The sequence below is a fragment of the Ruegeria sp. AD2(2025) genome (assembly GCF_056542385.1).
This window is the reverse complement of record NZ_JBQFZS010000009.1, coordinates 63,176-80,077: the sequence shown is the minus strand read 5'-3', so window position 1 is coordinate 80,077 and position 16,902 is coordinate 63,176. Positions and strand designations below refer to the sequence as shown.

The window sequence follows — 16,902 nt, the reverse complement described above, 5'->3', positions numbered from 1 at the left end:
AACCTGAGGCTCCGAGGGCTGAAAACCAACTAGTGGTTATAGATTAGACACCTAAACCCTAACAGCCCGCGAATCACGACACAATAAAAAACGCCTCTGGGTGAACAGGTTTTCTTTGTCTGCTGACAAAATTTCATGAAAACACTAGCAGCATTGGCTCCAAGTGGAGCAACCTTGTCGGGAACGGCAGGGCAGGGGAGTAGTACGCCCAAAAAATGGATACTTCTTCGCGCCGTTGAAGAGGCCAGAGAACCTCTTGGTATAAAGTCCACAACTCTCAATGTCCTGAGAGCGATGATTTCCTTTGTGGGCGGTGATCAGATTGCTGCGGACCAAGATGATCATCACATCTGCTTCGCTTCCAACGCGGCGATCGCCAAACGAACTCATGTCAGCGTGCAGACAGTTGAGCGTCATATCTCGACGCTGGTTGAGCTTGGACTTATTCGTCGCATCATGAGCGCAAACGGCAAGCGATGGGCGCGCCGGGATCGACAGGGCAGGGTGGTCACCGCAACTGGTCTGTCCTTGATGCCATTGTCTGAAAGGCATGCGGAGTTCATCCAAGAAGCCCAGCGGCATGCTGATCGCGTTCTCGAGTTCACTGTACTCCGCGACAAGGTTTCCGCCGCTCTGGCGCGCCTTAGGGACCTCGTAGCAAATGACACCGCGATCTCTGATTTAATGACCACCGTACGCAATGCTCTGCGTCGCAAACCAGATGCAAATGTACTCAGCAAACTGCTGGCTGAAATCTCTGTGGAAATCTCTGAGATAACACAGGCAGATACAGAAAATTTCAGGGACATTGACAATGAAATTGAGGGGCACAAAGAGGACTCTTTGAATCCGAAAGTTAAGAAAGAAAAACTTTCTCAGATTCAGGTTTCTCCAGAACAAATGGAGCGCAGTTTTCCACGGCTATGCTCAGAACTACGCTTTGCAAAAGATCAGCACCACTGTGATCGGCTTATGGATGATATCGCCGAGTATCTTCGGCTTGGCCAAACCTGGTATGCAATGAAGTCAGCGTTTGGCCCTGCTATTCGTTTCATCGTTCTCGGATACATCTTTCAACGTGCTGAGAACATACAGTCTCCAAGGGCTTACCTGACTTCATTACTGGCCAAGATTGAAAAGGGAGTGCTGTCCCCAAAGGCAATGCTGTCGCGAACCTCCAATGCTACGTAAATTTGGGGAAACCGGATGAGATTTACCGTTTTCAGATTTCACGTCCAATCGATGATCGGATTGAAGAGTTTGAAAAAGGTGAGCAATAGGATTGACCTCTATAAATCAAATAGCCATAAATGGTGAGCTATAGAAAGGAGGCTTATACCTCACGATGTGGAACTGGCAGAATCCTGACTGGCCGACTTTTCATTACGATGCCACTAGACTCGAACCATACGAGCAACAGTTCCTGTTGTCCTCAGGGGAAGTTCTTGGAGCGGTTCATCACGTGAACACATCGGATCGAGATCAATTGCGTATCGACCTGCTAAGCGAAGAAGCGATGAAGACCAGCGCGATCGAAGGTGAGATGCTGGATCGGCTTAGCGTGCAATCTTCCTTGCGTCGCCATCTTGGACTGGCTCCGGACAGCTATCCATCCAAACCGCGCGAGCAGGGCGTTTCTGAAATGATGGTTGATGTTTATTCCAACTATTCGGAACCACTGTCACACGACACCCTGTTTCGGTGGCATGACATGCTTCTGTCCCATGACAGGCATCTGGAAACGATTGGATCATACCGGAGCCATGAGGATGCGATGCAAATCGTCTCAGGCAGGCTCGACCGCCCGACGGTGCATTTCGAAGCGCCACCTTCACATCAGGTTCCGGCTGAAATGGATCAGTTCGTAACCTGGTTCAACCGGACCGCACCAAATGGTCCCGAACCATTGCGCGCACTGATCCGGGCCGGATTGAGCCATCTGTATTTCGAGAGCATTCACCCTTTTGAAGACGGTAATGGCAGGTTGGGCAGGGCGCTGGCTGAAAAGTCCCTGGCACAAAACATTGGTCAGCCAAGCTTGATTGCGCTTGCTTTCACGATCGAGCGAGAGCGGAAGGCTTACTACGACCAGCTTGAACGCCATCAAAAGACACTGGACGTCACGCCATGGCTCACATGGTTTGCTGAAACTGTCCTGACAGCACAACAGGTGACACTTGAGCGGGTTCGTTTCTTTATTGCCAAGACGCATTTCTATGACCTGCATCGTGATCAATTTAATGCCCGGCAAAGCAAAGTAATCGCACGTTTGTTCAAAGCTGGGCCGGATGGGTTCAAAGGGGGACTAAGTGCTGAGAACTATATCTCGATCACCGGAACGTCGCGCGCCACTGCGACGCGGGATCTGCAGGACCTGGTAGAGAAGGGGGCTCTGACCCGAACTGGTGAACTCCGGTACACACGCTATTGGCTAAAGTTGGACCGAGAAGGGTAGGGGGCTGAAGCTACGGCACCAGTCCCCGGTGCCGCAATAGGCCATAGTGCAGATGCCGTGGTCTACGATTGAGAGGAGCCAACCTATGCAAGTTACCACTTTCTGATCCTCCCCACTGAAGTGGTCCGCCGTTATGGTTAGGAAAACAGAGGGGGCCTTTGACTCATCGGGACGACGGTTTCCAGCGCAGGTAGGCGATAGCCCAGAGCAGTATGCGGTCATTTGTAGGAACACTGGTTTGCGCCCGTTCGGTTCGTGACAACAATTGCTGCCTGAGGTGGTTCTGTATCTACTTGATGCAGTGTGAGCGAGTGGTTTCGGAGTACAGTTTCGAAGGCGCTTTAAACAGTTAGGTACCATCTAAGATGGCCAGATCGCCTGGGTAGGACTGATCGTAGGGGTGAACTTGAGGGCCAATTCTCTGCTGCAAAAATGCCAACCTTTCAACCTACTGTGTTGCGTGGAGCACTCCTTTGACGTTTAAGTAGTAGGAAAGTGATTGCGTGAGGCAAGCAGTGGCCGAAACCGAAATTGAATGGACCGATGCAACATGGAATCCCGTCGCGGGGTGCAACATCATGTCAGCCGGGTGTACGAATTGCTATGCAATGCAGATGGCTTTCCGCTTGGAAAAAATGGGTGTTGAAAAGTACTCCGGCCTAACACGTAAATCCGGGCATCGAACTGTCTGGAACGGTGTTGTTCGGGAAGACCGTCCATCTCTAGATATTCCGATAAAGTGGAAGAAGCCTCGGAAGATATTTGTGAACTCTATGAGTGACTTGTTTCATCCGGGTGTGTCGGCTGAGTTCATCAAAGATGTTTGGGAGGTGATGGCACGCACCCCGCAGCATCATTATCAGATATTAACCAAACGGCCTGATAGGATGGCTGAAATTGTACCGATCTTCCAGTCAGTGCCGCTTCCGAACGTTTGGCTGGGTACCAGTGTGGAAAGCAAAGAGGTTGTCGAGCGGATTGACGAGTTGCGGCAGGTGCCTGCAGCAATTCGTTTCATATCATTTGAACCACTTATCGCAAGCGTTGGAGAGATCGATCTATCAGATATTCAATGGGCAATTGTAGGTGGTGAGAGCGGCCCACGCGCGCGGCCTGTCAAAGAGGAGTGGATTGATGAAATCCACGAGGCCTGTCGTGAGAGCAAAACGGCCTTTTTCTTTAAACAATGGGGTACATGGGGAAAAGATAACAAACGTCGCTCAAAAAAGCTGAATGGGAGACAGTACCGGGGACGTACGTGGGATGAGATGCCGGCCCAGACGAGTACTTAAGTGCTCGAAGAATCCAGGTTGTTAGGGAAAACACATTGCCAAAAAAAGAATACGATTGGCCCTCGGGAGTCGTTCTAGAAGATCATACCCGAAAAAAACTCGACATATTGCGCTCTTATTTTCACAATTACCTGCGTGTGAAATGCACCCCACTAAATAGGCGTTTTAGGATTGCTATCGTTGATGGAATGGCCGGTGGAGGCATCTATCAAGGAGGCTTTCCGGGTTCTCCGCTAGTGTTCCTAGACGAGCTCAGCGCGTTTCTCGACGAAACTACAATTTGGCGCAGAGACCAAGGCCTTCCAGACCTCGAGATTGAATGTCTGTTCGTTGTAAACGACAATTCCAAGGAAGCTTGGCAGTCTTTGAGTCCTCTGCTCTCGGCTTGGGAAGAGGAGCACGCCTCCAAGGACAGGCTGCAGGTAACAATAGTCCGCCTAGAGAAAAAATTTGAGGATGTGTATGGCGCAATCAAAGCCCGCATCCTCGAAAGCAAACATTCAAATGTTCTGTTCAACCTTGACCCGTGCGGGTACACACAGGTAGGCCTCCATACTATTCAAGACATTATCGTTTCTTTTAAAAACCCAGAAGTTTTTTTCACGTTTATGATCGGGGCATTGTTCAATTACTCCTCATGGAACAACCCCCAGAAAACTCATCGGTTGATCCAAGACTTTGGTATAAATCAGGATGAGTTTTTCTGCGACGATGGATTGCGTACAAAGGGCGAATGGCTAGGAGCTGTTGAACGTATTTTACACTCCGAAGTCCTCAACATTGCAAACTATGTTAGTCCTTTCGCAATAAACCGTGCGAGCAACTCGGGCTATAACTACTGGCTCATGCACTTTTCAAAGAGCCACCGCGCCAGAGAAGTGTACAATAACGTATTGCACCTCAATGCCGGCGGGCAAGCGCACTTCGGCAAGTCGGGTTTGAAAATGCTTGACTACAGAAGCGATGATAGCGGCATCGGAACCCTTGATTGGGGACATGATATGCGCCCAAAGAACGTGGAGGCTTTGCACAATGATCTACCTGAATTCATAGCGGAATTTGGCGACACTATCCCAGTTAGCATGTTAAAGGCATCAATCTACAACGACACCACAATTCACTCGGATGATCTTAAAAAAGTCTTGATCGAGAACCAGGATATAGAGGTGTTCGCCCCAAGTGGGCACAAGCGCCGCTCTTCCGTCAAAGATGAAGACTTGGTCAGAGTCACCACTCAAAAGCACCTTTTCCCGGCACACTCCCTAAAACGACTTTGAAGCATGAAATCCTCGCTGTGCAAATGTTGGGACGGCTTGCGGACATAATATAATGGAGGGATGGGTGGCATGGAATTACCCCAACCAACGCATAAGAACTACACAACACTGATCAGCAATATTGAGAACGGCGAGATCAAAATCCCTCAATTTCAAAGGGATTTTGTTTGGACACTTCAGCGTTCGGCCGAACTTCTCGATAGCGTAGTCAAAGGCTACCCAATCGGTACCTTTATTTTCTGGCTTACGCGCGAACGCTTGCGTAGCGTTAAGGAACTCGGAAACGCAAAGCTACCTTCCGCTAAAAAAGGTGAGACAGTCTCCTTCGTGCTAGATGGCCAGCAGCGGCTAACCAGTCTCTTTGCTGCAATGAAGGGCTTGGAGATTACCCGCGAGAGCGGGCAACAAACGGATTTCTCTGAAATTTACATTGACCTAAACGCCAGCGAGTCGGACACCATCGTCACAACGGATGTTGATGAACTGGCGGTGAACTCGTTCATTAGGCTAACCGACCTACTCTATGGCAGTTTGACAAAACTTGCTGCATTTCCACAGGAGCACCATGCCAAGCTTGAAGAATACAAGCGCCGGATCGAAGCATATGATTTTCCGATCATAGAAGTACGCAATGTTCCAATCGACGTAGCGACCGAAATTTTCACGCGGATCAATGTCGGTGGCAAGCCGCTAACCGTGTTCGAGATCATGGTCGCCAAGACTTATGATGAGAAACTAGGTTTTGATCTGTCTGAGAAGTACTCGGAATTGGTCGAACGCCTTGCTCCGATCGACTTTGAGACGATTTCTGATCAGACAATCCTTCAACTCATTGCCTTAATCCTGAAGAAAGATTGCAAGCGTCGAACAATCCTGAAGCTAGAAAAGGATGCGTTTATAAAGGCTTGGCCAACGGCCATTGATAGCGTCGAAAGGGCAGTTGAGTATTTTCGGAATGTCATGCGGATACCCGTCTCGCAACTGTTGCCGTATCTAACTCTGATCGTGCCCTTCGCTTACTTTTTCTACCATAACGGCAACAAGAAGCCATCTCCTTCACAAAAGGCTGAGCTTGAAGATTTCTTCTGGCGCTGTTCTCTCGGTGGCCGCTATTCGTCCTCTGTTGAAAGCAAACTCGCGCAGGATGTAAACCGCATCGAGCTCATCTTGAAAGACAAGTCGCCAGACTACGATTGGGGCATTGATATTTCGCCAGAGTTCCTGATCGAAAACGGTTGGTTCAACGCAGGCCGGAGCTTCACAAAGGCAATCCTGTGCATCATGGCTTATCAGCGCCCCTTGTCATTCAATGATAATGGGATTGTTAATATCAGCAACTACTGGTTGAAGCAGGCGAATAGCAAAAACTATCACCACTACTTTCCTCGCGCCTTTCTTCGAAAGGCTGGTATCGCTGAAGATGAAGCTAACAATATCGTCAACATCACCATTGTGGACGATTATCTGAACAAGCGGGAGATCGGTGCAAAGCCGCCTTCGAAGTACATGAAGAAATTCGAGGATGGGAATCCTGACCTCACCAAAACGATGAAAACTCATCTGATTGGAGACTTGGAAAAGTTCGGCATCCTAAACGACGACTATGAGACTTTTATCTGCGAACGGGCTAAAGCCATAAGCAAGCAATTGAGGAAGCGCATCATCAAGCGCCGTGTTGATGAATTTGGTCAGGTTCATAATATTTACGATGCTGCAGAGTAGATGCGAAGATTACGACATCAGCGGCCAATGCAGGATTGCTTGTTTTCAATGCCTACTTCTAGTGTCGTGATGCGCTGCCCCCCATTTGTTCAGCGTCGACACGCCACACCCAAATCTGAAGCAACCCGCTTGCGTGCCAGACCGCTCGTCATCGCGATCCGCGTCGCATCAACGTGGATTTCGTCCGTCCGGTTAAGACCCATAGCTCGTCACCGTTGTCACAAAAAATGTTGTCAAAAGGGGCGGCATCGAACTGCGGCACGTCCAGAACGGTGTGCCAATTCCAAGCAAGTCGTCCCCGCCAGAAGACACTGATTAAATCATGATGAATACACTGACAAACCCGCCTTGGGAGAATGAATTTGCAATTTTCTAGTAGAGGCTTAGGCGAGATTTTAAAGCCGGTTCTCGAACGCAGACTCGCAACGTATGTTGGTGCACATCATGTTCGGCATAGCTCAACACTTTTTGGTTTTTGCGATTTTTCGGGGGAACATAAGCAGGCCAACTTCGAAACATTCAGCTTTTTGTTCGTTGCCGATGTGGCACTACGGAACTGGATGACTTGGCAGGCCAATTTCAGACAGTATTCGGGTCTACGGCGTCGAAGAATGAGCTACAAGTCACTCAACGATAACTTTCGGAAACGGACGCTATCCCCTTTTTTACAAGCGGCTGGCAAGCTTGAGGCGGTTCTATTTAATGTGGCTCTTCCCAAGAATGCAGGATCGATATTTGAGTCATCTGAGGCTGATGAGGCAGAGCAAGACTTTTGTCATTGGAAGCCAAAGACCGCAGATAAGGCAGCAAAAATCATAGCCTTCGGTTCGTACTTAGCTGCTAGCCAATCTCATTCGTACCAGAATATTCTCGTGTTTCTAGACCAGGATTCAGTATTGGGTAACGTTGAGCAACATACGAAGTTTGCGGAACTATTTGGCGAGCAAGTATTAGCACATTCAAACCACAATTTAGGGCACTTTCGACTTGGATCAGCGAAGTCCGATGATGGTTCGCTTGTGATAGAAGACGCGCTTTCTATCGCCGATTTAGCTGCAGGTGCTTACTCCGATGCACTTGCGGACATGGAGTTTCCGCTTGTGGATGGGAAAATTTCTACGTTTTTTAATCCATCCAAAAGATTGAAATGGAAGGCCAAGAAAATTGGTGCATGGCTTACTGAGCGACAAAAGAACCTTGAGGTTGTCAACCTCATTTTTTTCCCAAAGAACGCGTCAGGATATTACGCGGTGCTTCTCGACGACGAGTTGCGACTTCGCTTGGATTTGAGTTTGGCTAATTCCTAACAGTTGGGCTTGAAGTGGTCCCGGAAAACTGGACAGTTGGCCAACGTGTATCCTAAACCTTTAAAAGGATACGAGAATGGCGAGCCGGATTGCACCGACTGTGTTCAAGCTGGGAACGCTGGCGGGTGGTGCCACCTGTTTGGAATGCCAACAGGCGTGACGCTAACTCTTGAAGGGGCCTGCGGCACCAATTGGCAAGGCATTGTAGCTGCTGAAAGCTACAGGTGAGCGTGGAGCTATAGTTGCGTAAAGCATTGCCAACACCTCGGTTTTATTAGAGCGGCTTTTTAAAATGGCTACCAATTCGCTTAGTTCCTACTGGGCGCGGAAGTGCTTGGGAAAATCAGCCGCTTACTCCGGAACGCTTAGCCCTTCTGACAGGGATTCTTCCACGTCCAACAGATCGTCCAATGAGAGTTTTGCTTCAGCTGCAAGTAACAAGTCGGATAAGTGTTCAAGTCGGCGAGGTCCGGGCAGGGGGATAACATTTGGTGCTATTGATCGGACCCAATGAAGTACCACTGCGGCAGGAGGGACTTCATATTTCGAGGCCAGGCGCGTGATAGCGTTGCTCAGGGTGTCGGGGACTGAACTTCCAGGGTTGCTAAAGCTAGGTAACTTTGAGCGATAGTCATCGCTGTCCATTTCTGCAGCCCTTGTTTTTGTCAGCAAGCCGCGGGCCAAGGGCGCATAGGCCATAAAAACAGCTCCGAGTTCAGCAATATCTGTTGGACTTCGCAAAGAATTTGAACCGCTCAACGGTGACAGCTCGTTTTGGATTGCTGCCACACTGCAGCGTGCATTTATTGAATGGGCTCTATCTATTCCGGTCCCAGATAAACCAAATGCGTCAACTTTTCCTTCTGAAACAAGTTCATTCACCGCGTCAGCCACCTCGTTGTCATCAACATTAGGGTCCGGTCGGTGTTGAAGAAGCAGATCAATTCGGTCTCTCTTCAGGCGCCGAAGTGACTCTTCTACCGAAGCACGGATGACAGCTGGGCGACTGTCGCGAAGAAGCGAGCCATCTTTTTGCTCATAGAGGCCGAATTTTGTCGAAATGAACGTGCCCGGATCGTGGCCTAATACATCTCCTAGAAGTTCTTCGTTCGCGCCATTTGCATATAGTGGAGCGGTGTCAAAAAGACGGAAACCCAGATCGGCTGCCCTACGGACAACAGATCGCGCCTGATCATTGGGTACATGGCCATAAAGGCCTGTAATGGCCATACATCCGACGCCGATCCGATATGGCCCGGCAAATGTAGCTGCAGCTTCCGACGCCTGTTCACGAACTGTGCTGTTCATGCAGTGGTGGCGCAGCAAACCGCGATCTCAATAGACAACTCGACATTGTCACTCTGCAACCTGTGGCGATCAGGAGCGATGTGATTCATCACATCCGAAATCGCAGTTCCAGCGGCTATCCTAAAACTCTGGTCTCCATCACGGCCAGGTCCCAGAGGTATTGTTGGGTCAAGTTCAGTTTCGAAAACCAGGTCATACTCACCTACCCATGATGCGCAGATGGCTTCAAGCCGCTTCAGTTTGTCTCGCTCCAAAGTCCGATTTGTCACGCTCAATGCGGCGAGAAGATAGCCCAATGCATCCGGTACCGGTCGATCAATGAGGACGACATCAGCTTTCAGAGCTGCAGACGCCTCGAGGCGAATTGCTTGTCCGATGAGCCAGGAAGTGCTTTCAAAAGTATGGTCTTTCAAAATTGGAAAACCGTTTTGCCGAGCCTCCTCAGCGCTGTCATGCACATAGGCGACCTTAAGGCCGGTGGACTCCAATACGGTTTTCAAACGCTCGAGAAAACTGGTCTTTCCCGTGGAATGTGTACCTGCGACGGCTATCTTCCGTATTTTTTTCATAAGAACGAACCCTGTTGCCCCAAAGTGATGTCAACTCTAGCCAAAGCATCTTTTCGATCCGCCTGAGACAGAGGTTCAAGCAACCGATCAAACAAAATTGCAGACATAGCAGCGTCATATGGGGCCGAATGGGCGGTGCCGCCTCCTATTGCCAGACTTGCGGCGCTTGTTAGGTCCAGTGCCGTTCCGAGGGCTTCGAGCCCATATTTTTCTTGTTCGGGTAACAAAAAACGAGCCAGTTTCAATGTGTCATAGGCTGCTGTCGGCGCCCAGTCTGGCAAGACCGAAGTCAACGCCTCCAACTCAACCCTCACATTGTGACCAACGATTGGGCATTGCTCTATCCAAAGATAGATATCATCAATCACTTCTTCTATTGGCGGTTCATCTACAACATCGTCGTTCGTTATTCCGTGAATTCTTGTCACAATCGGCGTGATGGGTGTAGCTGGCCTAAAGCGCCAATTTTTGAAGTTCCCAGTCAGCTTACGGCCGTCCATTTCGACGATCGCGAGTTCGACAATTTCTGGTGGGTTGGCACCGTTCCCTTCAATATCAATTGCCCACTGTCGGTTCATTCTGCCCAACCTTCTTCCGCTCGACCATGGCGCCCAGGAAGATGAGGATGAGCGCGATCATGCACTTGAAAGCCTGTCGCATGTTGAATGAAATAGCGCTGCTGTTCTGTGCTGTTCGCAACTGACACATGTCCGGGATGGACTTCCATACTGCTATTCTCCAATCCAACTTGGACCGAAAGCGCCTTCAACAGATCGAAAGAGGGCACAATATGCGACTTCGCGCAAATTTCCTTTTGGTGAGATGGGCAAATGTCGCAGATCCGTTCGATACCATAGTGGCCGTTATAGTCCGGCACTCCATGCGCAAAAGCAACGGCACAAGAAGTTTTTCGGAACAAAGACAGTCCGTCAAACTGCCGTTGAATTTTGTTTTCGACGGCGCGGGGCAAGATCTTGCGACGGGCAATATCTTCATAGAGATCCGGTACATTGACAGATCGAAGATAGTCCCGGATTTCCTTTCTGTGAAACAGGCCGGTGTAGACAGTCGCGTCTGCGTAACGGCTCAGATTTGCAGCCTTCGCTATCTGTTCGTCGCTATCGTTTAACCCGGCGACAATCGGTCTCCAGTACAAAACCCGGCGAACTCTCGAAGCGCCTTCTGCTAACGTTTTGAGGGATCTCTCCGCGATAGCACTGTCTATCGGCTCAATACGCACGTCGGTTATTCCGGACCAAGTGACCAAGACAGTTACGCGTAAATGCTTCAACGTTTCCAGTCGTGCCACATCCTCCTCTGTCACTTTCCAACGTGTGATGACAAGTACGTGGTTGGTCAGCCTCAGCGCATCAAGTAACTCCAGAGTTCGGTGCAGATGCTCTTTGACCTTCGGGAGGAACGGGTCTGTCGCCCTATTAAAAATCTGCAAAGGAGTATGGTGCGGTTGGAAAGCAGCGTGTGTGACGAGTTGATCCACCGCGTCCTCGTCGGACACAATGAGATGAGGACGCTTCATATCGAAGTTTTCGAACAAATGACGGACGCAGTAGCCACAATCCAACGGGCATCCAACAACGTGATTAAGGCTGAGCCCTGATTTGCGGTATTCGATTACCTGAGATAGATCGGCTGGTAGATTTTTGGGAGCGGCCCGCAAGCCGGTTTTAGCAAAAGTCATATCTGGGTCGAATGGCACTGGTTAGTCCTATTAATGAGCTCACCGATTGATCGCGGTAGAGTAATTGGGTTAAGCACAATTTAGCGGGAGCGCTCTGGCTATTCTTTGCGAAGCCTCCCTCCTTTCCATAGTTAACGATGTTCACCGTTTTCATCCTGACGCAGAAACGCTCGCAGCTTTTCCAAAGCTTCGACTTCCACAGCCAGAGCTTGATCAAGCTTTGTGACACCGTCTCCATTGGCAGGTCGAAATGCACGGCTCAGGGTAATATCTGATGCCGCGCGCGCGGACTTTACGGTTCCAAGTAGTTTCACGTATTCATTGTGCCAAAATGCGCCGCCTTTTTCGTCGGGACGCGTAACGAGACGCAGAAACGAGCTAACGACACTGGAGTTTTTCCGATTGGGATCGTCCCATTTTACGGTAATTTTGTCGCCCTGAGGCTCTTCACAGATGGTTCCGAGGCCAAATCGGTTGTGATCGACTCGGTCACCCCATTGGAACGTTTCGGACGGTTTTTGGTTCATGCATTCGCCATTCATTGGGTTGATTGATGCTTTTGATTGTGCGGTAGCGCCCTTTTCGGGGTTCGCTCGATAGATGCCTCTGCATACTTAATAATGGCAATTTAGTGGTGGCTTCAGCACGCCCTCTACGGATCGCATTCCTTCGGCAACCTCGAGGCCAGATTGCGTAAGTCTGAAAACTTGGATTTCGCCCACGGTTTCTTTTTCTGCTAAACCTGAAGCCACGATAAGTTCCAGATCGCTTCGGAGTTCCTCAACACTACCAGTCAATCCTATGGCCGTCAGCAGATCGTCGAGCAGTAGCTCGTTCAAGCGGTATCGAGGTGCGCGTGACAGGTGTCGGAGTATCGCTAATCTCCGATGCGCTTGTTTCAACACCACCAAAGGATCCGGTTTGTTTTCCTTTTGTCCCATTGCTTATCTATTGCTGTCCAAATTATTCTGGAGGCTGATCATCCAACCTCCCTCTGTCGCAGACTGTCGGTGATGACGTCGATCTCTCGTTTCAAACGCTGCCCCTGGTAAACGAGCGATGTCTCATGGCGAGCGTATTTTCCTTGCCGGTCTGCGCTTAGCCAGTTGTATGAACCGATGCACAGCTGACTGGTACCAATCGCTACGATCTTGCTGTGCAGCTGTCTGGTCTTTCGCAGTTTGATTCCGATATCGGACAATGCACGCTCCGCGGTTTCAAGCTGGCTGACGCCATCACTGTTTAGATTCTCGTTCAATTTGGGATCAGCGAAGATTTCGATCTCAGCCCCTCGTGCTACGGCATCGCGCAAGCCATCGAACAAACCTGCACGTTTCATAGTCGAGGTTATGATCCATGGACTAACGATCACGAACCGGTCCGCGTCGGAGGCCAGTGCTTTCAGAAGGAAGGTGTCGTGTTCGGTAGCATCGCGCAAAGTGATCAACTGCCCCAAATCTGGTTGCAGGTCGGTCCTGGGTTCCGACTGGAAATGAAGCGTGTTGCCTTCCTCCGCGAACAGGAAACTCGCGAGCAAGGCGCGGGGTGTGCCCGGCGCGGCGTTTGAGAAGACGTCCATGTCGCCAAAGACCAAAAAACTGTCTTTCGCACGGGAAACGGTCACATTCAGCATGCTCGGGGATATGTCGATGAATGATCCGTCCGCGTGTTTCGAATAGACTGGCGAAAACAACACAACTGGTCGCTCTGCGCCCTGCAAAGAATGAACAGTGCCGATCGTCATCCCAGTACGCAGATCGGCATCGATCCCATGCGCCGCACATGCCTGCCGAAGCTCGCGTACCTGTCGTCCAAAAGGCGTGACGACACCGACGATCTGCTCAAGTGGTTTGCCGTATTTCGCTTCAAGGGAGGAACGGTTGTCCTCCAGCCAAGCCGCGATGGTACGTGCTTCAACCGCATTCGATCTGCTGCCACCTGACTTCGTCGCGATCCCGTCGATATGAAGGTATCCGATGGCAGGCAACCCATTGTTGTCCTTGGCCGTACCACGTTTGGGCTGCAGCGCGCCTTTGTAGCACAGAGCATTGCAATAACCGATGATCTCATCATAACAGCGCCGGTGTTCGAACAGATAGAGACCCTTCTCCAATTCCGGGTAAGGGGTGAACGCGCAGGATTCCTGGGCGAGGTGCATGGCGCTGCCACCAACCGTTCGCAGGCCGCGGGATGAGACAGCCTGCAGATCCTCAGAAGAAAAATCGGACGGCAGGATGTCACAGTCCTGCAAATTGCCGATGTCGACCGGGCCGGGCACAGAAGAGATCGGTTCGATTTGTTGGGTGTCGCCGATGACGAGGGCACGTTTGGCCAACGCAAAAGATGCAGCCGCAACCTCGGGCAAGACTTGTCCCGCCTCGTCAACAATCAACAGGTCGATGAAATTCAGAAGATGATGCTCTTTAAAGCCATCAACCGGTCCCTTCGTGAACATCATCTTGCCGGGCAGGCTGGCAAACGTCGAAACCGCACAGGGCGTTAACATCATGCGCCGCCTCCAGCGTGGTACTACCGCGGCTTTTCCGGTTTTCTTGTGCGAGGAGACGATGTCCTTCAGGTTCTCTTCCATTGTCAGCAACCAGCGGCCTTCCCAATAATGGGTGGCCAGCAGAAACAGGCGGAACCGAATGCTGCAATCCGCAAAACGATCAAGTTTTGCGAAATCTTCAACGGGCAATGGGCTGGTGACCCCAAGTGCCGTCACCGCCTTTTCCCAGTTATCTTCCGTGGTTTTCAGAACTTTGCGCAGCGTCTGCGCCCTCGCCAAAGCCGTTTCGCTGTCCTCCAAGGCCCTCGCTGCTTCCGTCACAGCACTGTGTATGGCACGGTCTAGGGCATCAATATCCCGGCAGTCAGACAAGTCTTTTCTGTACCCGGCCTTATCCAGCGCCAACCTCGCACGCAGCAGCCTTTTTCGTGCAACGGACGGCAGGAAGCCAAAAAGGGAGACGAGGAATGACTCTTCCGCCTGATGTTGGTCCCAGGCCATCCTCACGCTTTTCATGCTCTCGACTTCTGCTGCATGCAGGTTCCGGGTAGTGCGCCGTTTTGCTTCCGCAGCCTCCGGGTCGGAGCCAAGTGTTTTTTCTACAGCTCTGCGACTGGTATCCAATGACGCTCGAGCGCTCTCCACGTCAGTGAGCAGTGTGACATCCGCCGATATCTGCCTATGCAACGCTGCCACGATCTTCTTTACATCGGGCTCGACCAATTCCGGAAAGGCATCTGCAGCCGCGTCCAGATAGGCCTGTTTGGCCTTCAGGTAGTAGTCCTGGCTTTCCAGCTTCTGAAAGAACCTTTCGGTTTGGTACTTTGCCGAGGCGCTGGCCTCCCGGGATGCCGCGGGCAGGAACAGGCCAAAACTCTCGATGTCGGGCAACCAGCGCCCTGCAAACGGACCTTCCCCGCGTGCGAAGTCTTTTCCGAAGGCGTCGATAATATTTGTCACCGCCTGATTATTGGTGGATGCGGCGACGATCACAGGAGGTTCTTCTTCAGCCACGGCGGCCCGGATCCAGGCATCGGCGATGGCGGACAAGAGCATGGTGGTCTTGCCGGTTCCGGGTGGGCCGTTGACGGCGAGCACATTGCCCGGAGATTGATCCGAGAGGCAGGATAGGACCTGCCTCTGTTGATCGGCCAGCGCAAACTTGTCATTCGAATGCCCAAGTCGTCTTCCAAAATTGCTATCGACGCCCGGTGTTTCAGCGGTATCCGATGGAGAGGGCAGGGCGTATTGGGTGAGCAGCGGAGTGTCCGGCTTCTCTTTCAGCAGCACATCGTAAAGGTTCAGAATGCGACGCACCGTTGCCGATGCGCCATCGGACGTCTCGAGAAACCCTTCACCAATGGATTTGTAGTCATCGTCACCGCGTGGCCAATCTTGAGCAACGGAATCCACCATCTTGCGACAATGAGCCAAGTATTGCTTCCAGGGAGATTCACCGTCTTTCAGCAACAGTGGATGCTCTGTCAGGAAGCCGTCCAGATCTTCGACCGTGCCGATGGAGAAAACGCCTTGCGGGATCGGAGCCAGAACATCCCGCGCGATTGCGTTCCGGGTTGGTGTGATAGTCCCTTTCCGGTCTATGTAGCCTTCCGTGACCACCGGAGCCACGATTTCCGGCATTCTGTCCCCAACGGCGGAACCATGAGAACTCTTTCGTGCGGTCACCAGCGGCCAGAACCGGACCGAGACTGTATCGACGTCCTTGTCCTTACCATCGAAGATTTCCTCGACTTGGTCCGATGGTAACTCTCCGGACTTGAGTGTTTCAGGTGATAGCGACACAAATTTGCTGCGATCTTCGTGTCGGAACTTACCTTCTCCGAGTGCCCCATCGGCGAGGGAGGCGCGCCAGTAGCGGAGAATGTTCTCTTTATTGAGGGTCATGGTTTCAACGTACTTTTCGAATTTATGGTCGCGCAGGATGAATAGCGCCTTGGTGTTTCTAGTTCTGGCTTATTAAATCGCAACGACAGTCCTTTGCGGGAAAGAGTGTATGCACTTTCAATTCAAATTTATTTCTCGCCTTACCGGAAGATGCAATCAGTGAAACATCGTGGGTCTCGCCGGCATGATCCAGTAAAAACATGCTTCAGTCGCCACTTTTGAGGGATATTCCGGATCAAGCCATTCGGGGTTTCGGCTGCAGGTCGAGCAAGAACGCCAATACGGCCAACTGGAGGACATTCTGGAGTATTTCGATGCACACCAGATCGGCGACACTTTTGCTGGACCTGCAGCCCCGCGCTTGGGCATTTCGTTTCACGAAACAGCACAGCAATTTGATGCATTGCCTGCACGTATCGCTGATCGGGGGCGATTGCGAACGATGCTGGGCGATATTGCGCGCACCTTGCATGTCGGTGTCTTGGCAGATTGCTTCTTCGATCCCTCTTTGGCGCTTTGCCTCAAGGCCGCTACCGATCAGAGCAAGCCACAGACCGCGCTGTGTCAACCATCGAAGTATCCCAACGCCTGCATCCGTGCCCGGCATCTTCCGGCCTGGCAGAAAGCGGCCGTAGACGCCAAATCGCTGTTAAAGGAGAAGCGACTGTCGGATGTGCAACGGTCATCTCTGAAGTCGGAGCACGAGCGTATTTGTGATGTGATCAGGGAGTTTTCAGAGCAATGACATCTTTAATTGAAGCTGATTTAGCCATCGGATGTTGCGCAACTATGACTTGTTCTGCAAAGTCGAAATATGGCTCATAACTCCAAAGGCGAAAGCATAGGCTCACAGCAAGTG

The 16,902-nt window shown here is 51.0% G+C and carries 14 protein-coding genes; 7 read left to right on the top strand and 7 right to left on the bottom strand.

The annotated features are described in order from the left end of the window. The first annotated feature begins 135 nt into the window (after positions 1-135). The 6 genes from ACR1XV_RS16650 (at position 136) to ACR1XV_RS16625 (ending at position 8,053) form a co-directional block, all read left to right on the top strand. Positions 136-1,191 carry a helix-turn-helix domain-containing protein gene (locus ACR1XV_RS16650; RefSeq protein WP_480533350.1) on the top strand — a complete coding sequence of 352 codons (1,056 nt, stop codon included), beginning with the start codon at positions 136-138 and terminating at the stop codon, positions 1,189-1,191. Between the two features lie 154 nt (positions 1,192-1,345). Continuing rightward, positions 1,346-2,455, top strand: coding sequence for a DUF4172 domain-containing protein (locus tag ACR1XV_RS16645; protein WP_480533348.1), 1,110 nt, complete (start codon positions 1,346-1,348; stop codon positions 2,453-2,455). Between the two features lie 515 nt (positions 2,456-2,970). Next, positions 2,971-3,747, top strand: a complete 777-nt coding sequence (locus ACR1XV_RS16640) for a DUF5131 family protein (RefSeq protein ID WP_480533346.1) — start codon at positions 2,971-2,973, stop codon at positions 3,745-3,747. 35 nt (positions 3,748-3,782) lie between these two features. Then, a complete protein-coding gene (gene tcmP / locus ACR1XV_RS16635) occupies positions 3,783-5,024 on the top strand; it encodes a three-Cys-motif partner protein TcmP (RefSeq protein ID WP_480533344.1) in 1,242 nt (413 codons plus the stop codon). A gap of 69 nt (positions 5,025-5,093) precedes the next feature. Then, on the top strand, positions 5,094-6,746 hold the full coding sequence (locus ACR1XV_RS16630; protein ID WP_480533342.1) for a GmrSD restriction endonuclease domain-containing protein: 1,653 nt from the start codon (positions 5,094-5,096) through the stop codon (positions 6,744-6,746). A 356-nt stretch (positions 6,747-7,102) separates the two neighbouring features. After that, positions 7,103-8,053: a hypothetical protein gene (locus ACR1XV_RS16625; RefSeq protein ID WP_480533340.1), complete on the top strand. Its 951-nt coding sequence runs from the start codon at positions 7,103-7,105 to the stop codon at positions 8,051-8,053. A gap of 351 nt (positions 8,054-8,404) precedes the next feature. Here ACR1XV_RS16625 and ACR1XV_RS16620 read toward each other — a convergent pair whose 3' ends face one another. The 7 genes from ACR1XV_RS16620 to ACR1XV_RS16590 form a co-directional block, all read right to left on the bottom strand. Further along, the gene (locus ACR1XV_RS16620; RefSeq protein ID WP_480533338.1) at positions 8,405-9,361 is read right to left on the bottom strand and encodes an aldo/keto reductase; all 957 of its coding nucleotides are present in this window, start codon (positions 9,359-9,361) and stop codon (positions 8,405-8,407) included. After that, positions 9,358-9,930: an AAA family ATPase gene (locus tag ACR1XV_RS16615; protein WP_480533336.1), complete on the bottom strand. Its 573-nt coding sequence runs from the start codon at positions 9,928-9,930 to the stop codon at positions 9,358-9,360. Before ACR1XV_RS16615 ends, ACR1XV_RS16620 begins: the two co-directional genes overlap by 4 nt. Further along, positions 9,927-10,508 (bottom strand): 3'-5' exonuclease, encoded by a 582-nt coding sequence (locus ACR1XV_RS16610; protein WP_480533334.1) that lies wholly within the window; start codon positions 10,506-10,508, stop codon positions 9,927-9,929. Before ACR1XV_RS16610 ends, ACR1XV_RS16615 begins: the two co-directional genes overlap by 4 nt. Then, positions 10,505-11,647 (bottom strand): radical SAM family protein, encoded by a 1,143-nt coding sequence (locus ACR1XV_RS16605; protein WP_480533332.1) that lies wholly within the window; start codon positions 11,645-11,647, stop codon positions 10,505-10,507. The genes ACR1XV_RS16610 and ACR1XV_RS16605 overlap by 4 nt, the downstream gene beginning before the upstream one ends. Positions 11,648-11,760: 113 nt before the next feature. After that, a complete protein-coding gene (locus ACR1XV_RS16600; RefSeq protein WP_480533329.1) occupies positions 11,761-12,156 on the bottom strand; it encodes a hypothetical protein in 396 nt (131 codons plus the stop codon). A gap of 87 nt (positions 12,157-12,243) precedes the next feature. Further along, on the bottom strand, positions 12,244-12,570 hold the full coding sequence (locus ACR1XV_RS16595) for a VpaChn25_0724 family phage protein (protein WP_480533327.1): 327 nt from the start codon (positions 12,568-12,570) through the stop codon (positions 12,244-12,246). A 38-nt stretch (positions 12,571-12,608) separates the two neighbouring features. Further along, complete coding sequence (locus ACR1XV_RS16590; protein ID WP_480533325.1) at positions 12,609-16,043, bottom strand: AAA domain-containing protein; 3,435 nt, start codon at positions 16,041-16,043, stop codon at positions 12,609-12,611. 361 nt (positions 16,044-16,404) lie between these two features. On the opposite strand from ACR1XV_RS16590, the gene ACR1XV_RS16585 reads away from it, so the two are divergent. After that, positions 16,405-16,788, top strand: a complete 384-nt coding sequence (locus ACR1XV_RS16585) for a hypothetical protein (protein ID WP_480533323.1) — start codon at positions 16,405-16,407, stop codon at positions 16,786-16,788. Positions 16,789-16,902: the final 114 nt, after the last annotated feature.

Excerpts from the sequence above, each read along its gene's own strand:
- ACR1XV_RS16625 (WP_480533340.1), top strand. The coding sequence starts at position 7,103 with ATGAATTTGCAATTTTCTAGTAGAGGCTTAGGCGAGATTTTAAAGCCG.
- ACR1XV_RS16590 (WP_480533325.1), bottom strand. The coding sequence starts at position 16,043 with ATGACCCTCAATAAAGAGAACATTCTCCGCTACTGGCGCGCCTCCCTC.
- ACR1XV_RS16630 (WP_480533342.1), top strand. The coding sequence starts at position 5,094 with ATGGAATTACCCCAACCAACGCATAAGAACTACACAACACTGATCAGC.
- ACR1XV_RS16650 (WP_480533350.1), top strand. The coding sequence starts at position 136 with ATGAAAACACTAGCAGCATTGGCTCCAAGTGGAGCAACCTTGTCGGGA.
- ACR1XV_RS16615 (WP_480533336.1), bottom strand. The coding sequence starts at position 9,930 with ATGAAAAAAATACGGAAGATAGCCGTCGCAGGTACACATTCCACGGGA.
- ACR1XV_RS16595 (WP_480533327.1), bottom strand. The coding sequence starts at position 12,570 with ATGGGACAAAAGGAAAACAAACCGGATCCTTTGGTGGTGTTGAAACAA.
- ACR1XV_RS16645 (WP_480533348.1), top strand. The coding sequence starts at position 1,346 with ATGTGGAACTGGCAGAATCCTGACTGGCCGACTTTTCATTACGATGCC.
- ACR1XV_RS16610 (WP_480533334.1), bottom strand. The coding sequence starts at position 10,508 with ATGAACCGACAGTGGGCAATTGATATTGAAGGGAACGGTGCCAACCCA.
- ACR1XV_RS16600 (WP_480533329.1), bottom strand. The coding sequence starts at position 12,156 with ATGAACCAAAAACCGTCCGAAACGTTCCAATGGGGTGACCGAGTCGAT.
- ACR1XV_RS16620 (WP_480533338.1), bottom strand. The coding sequence starts at position 9,361 with ATGAACAGCACAGTTCGTGAACAGGCGTCGGAAGCTGCAGCTACATTT.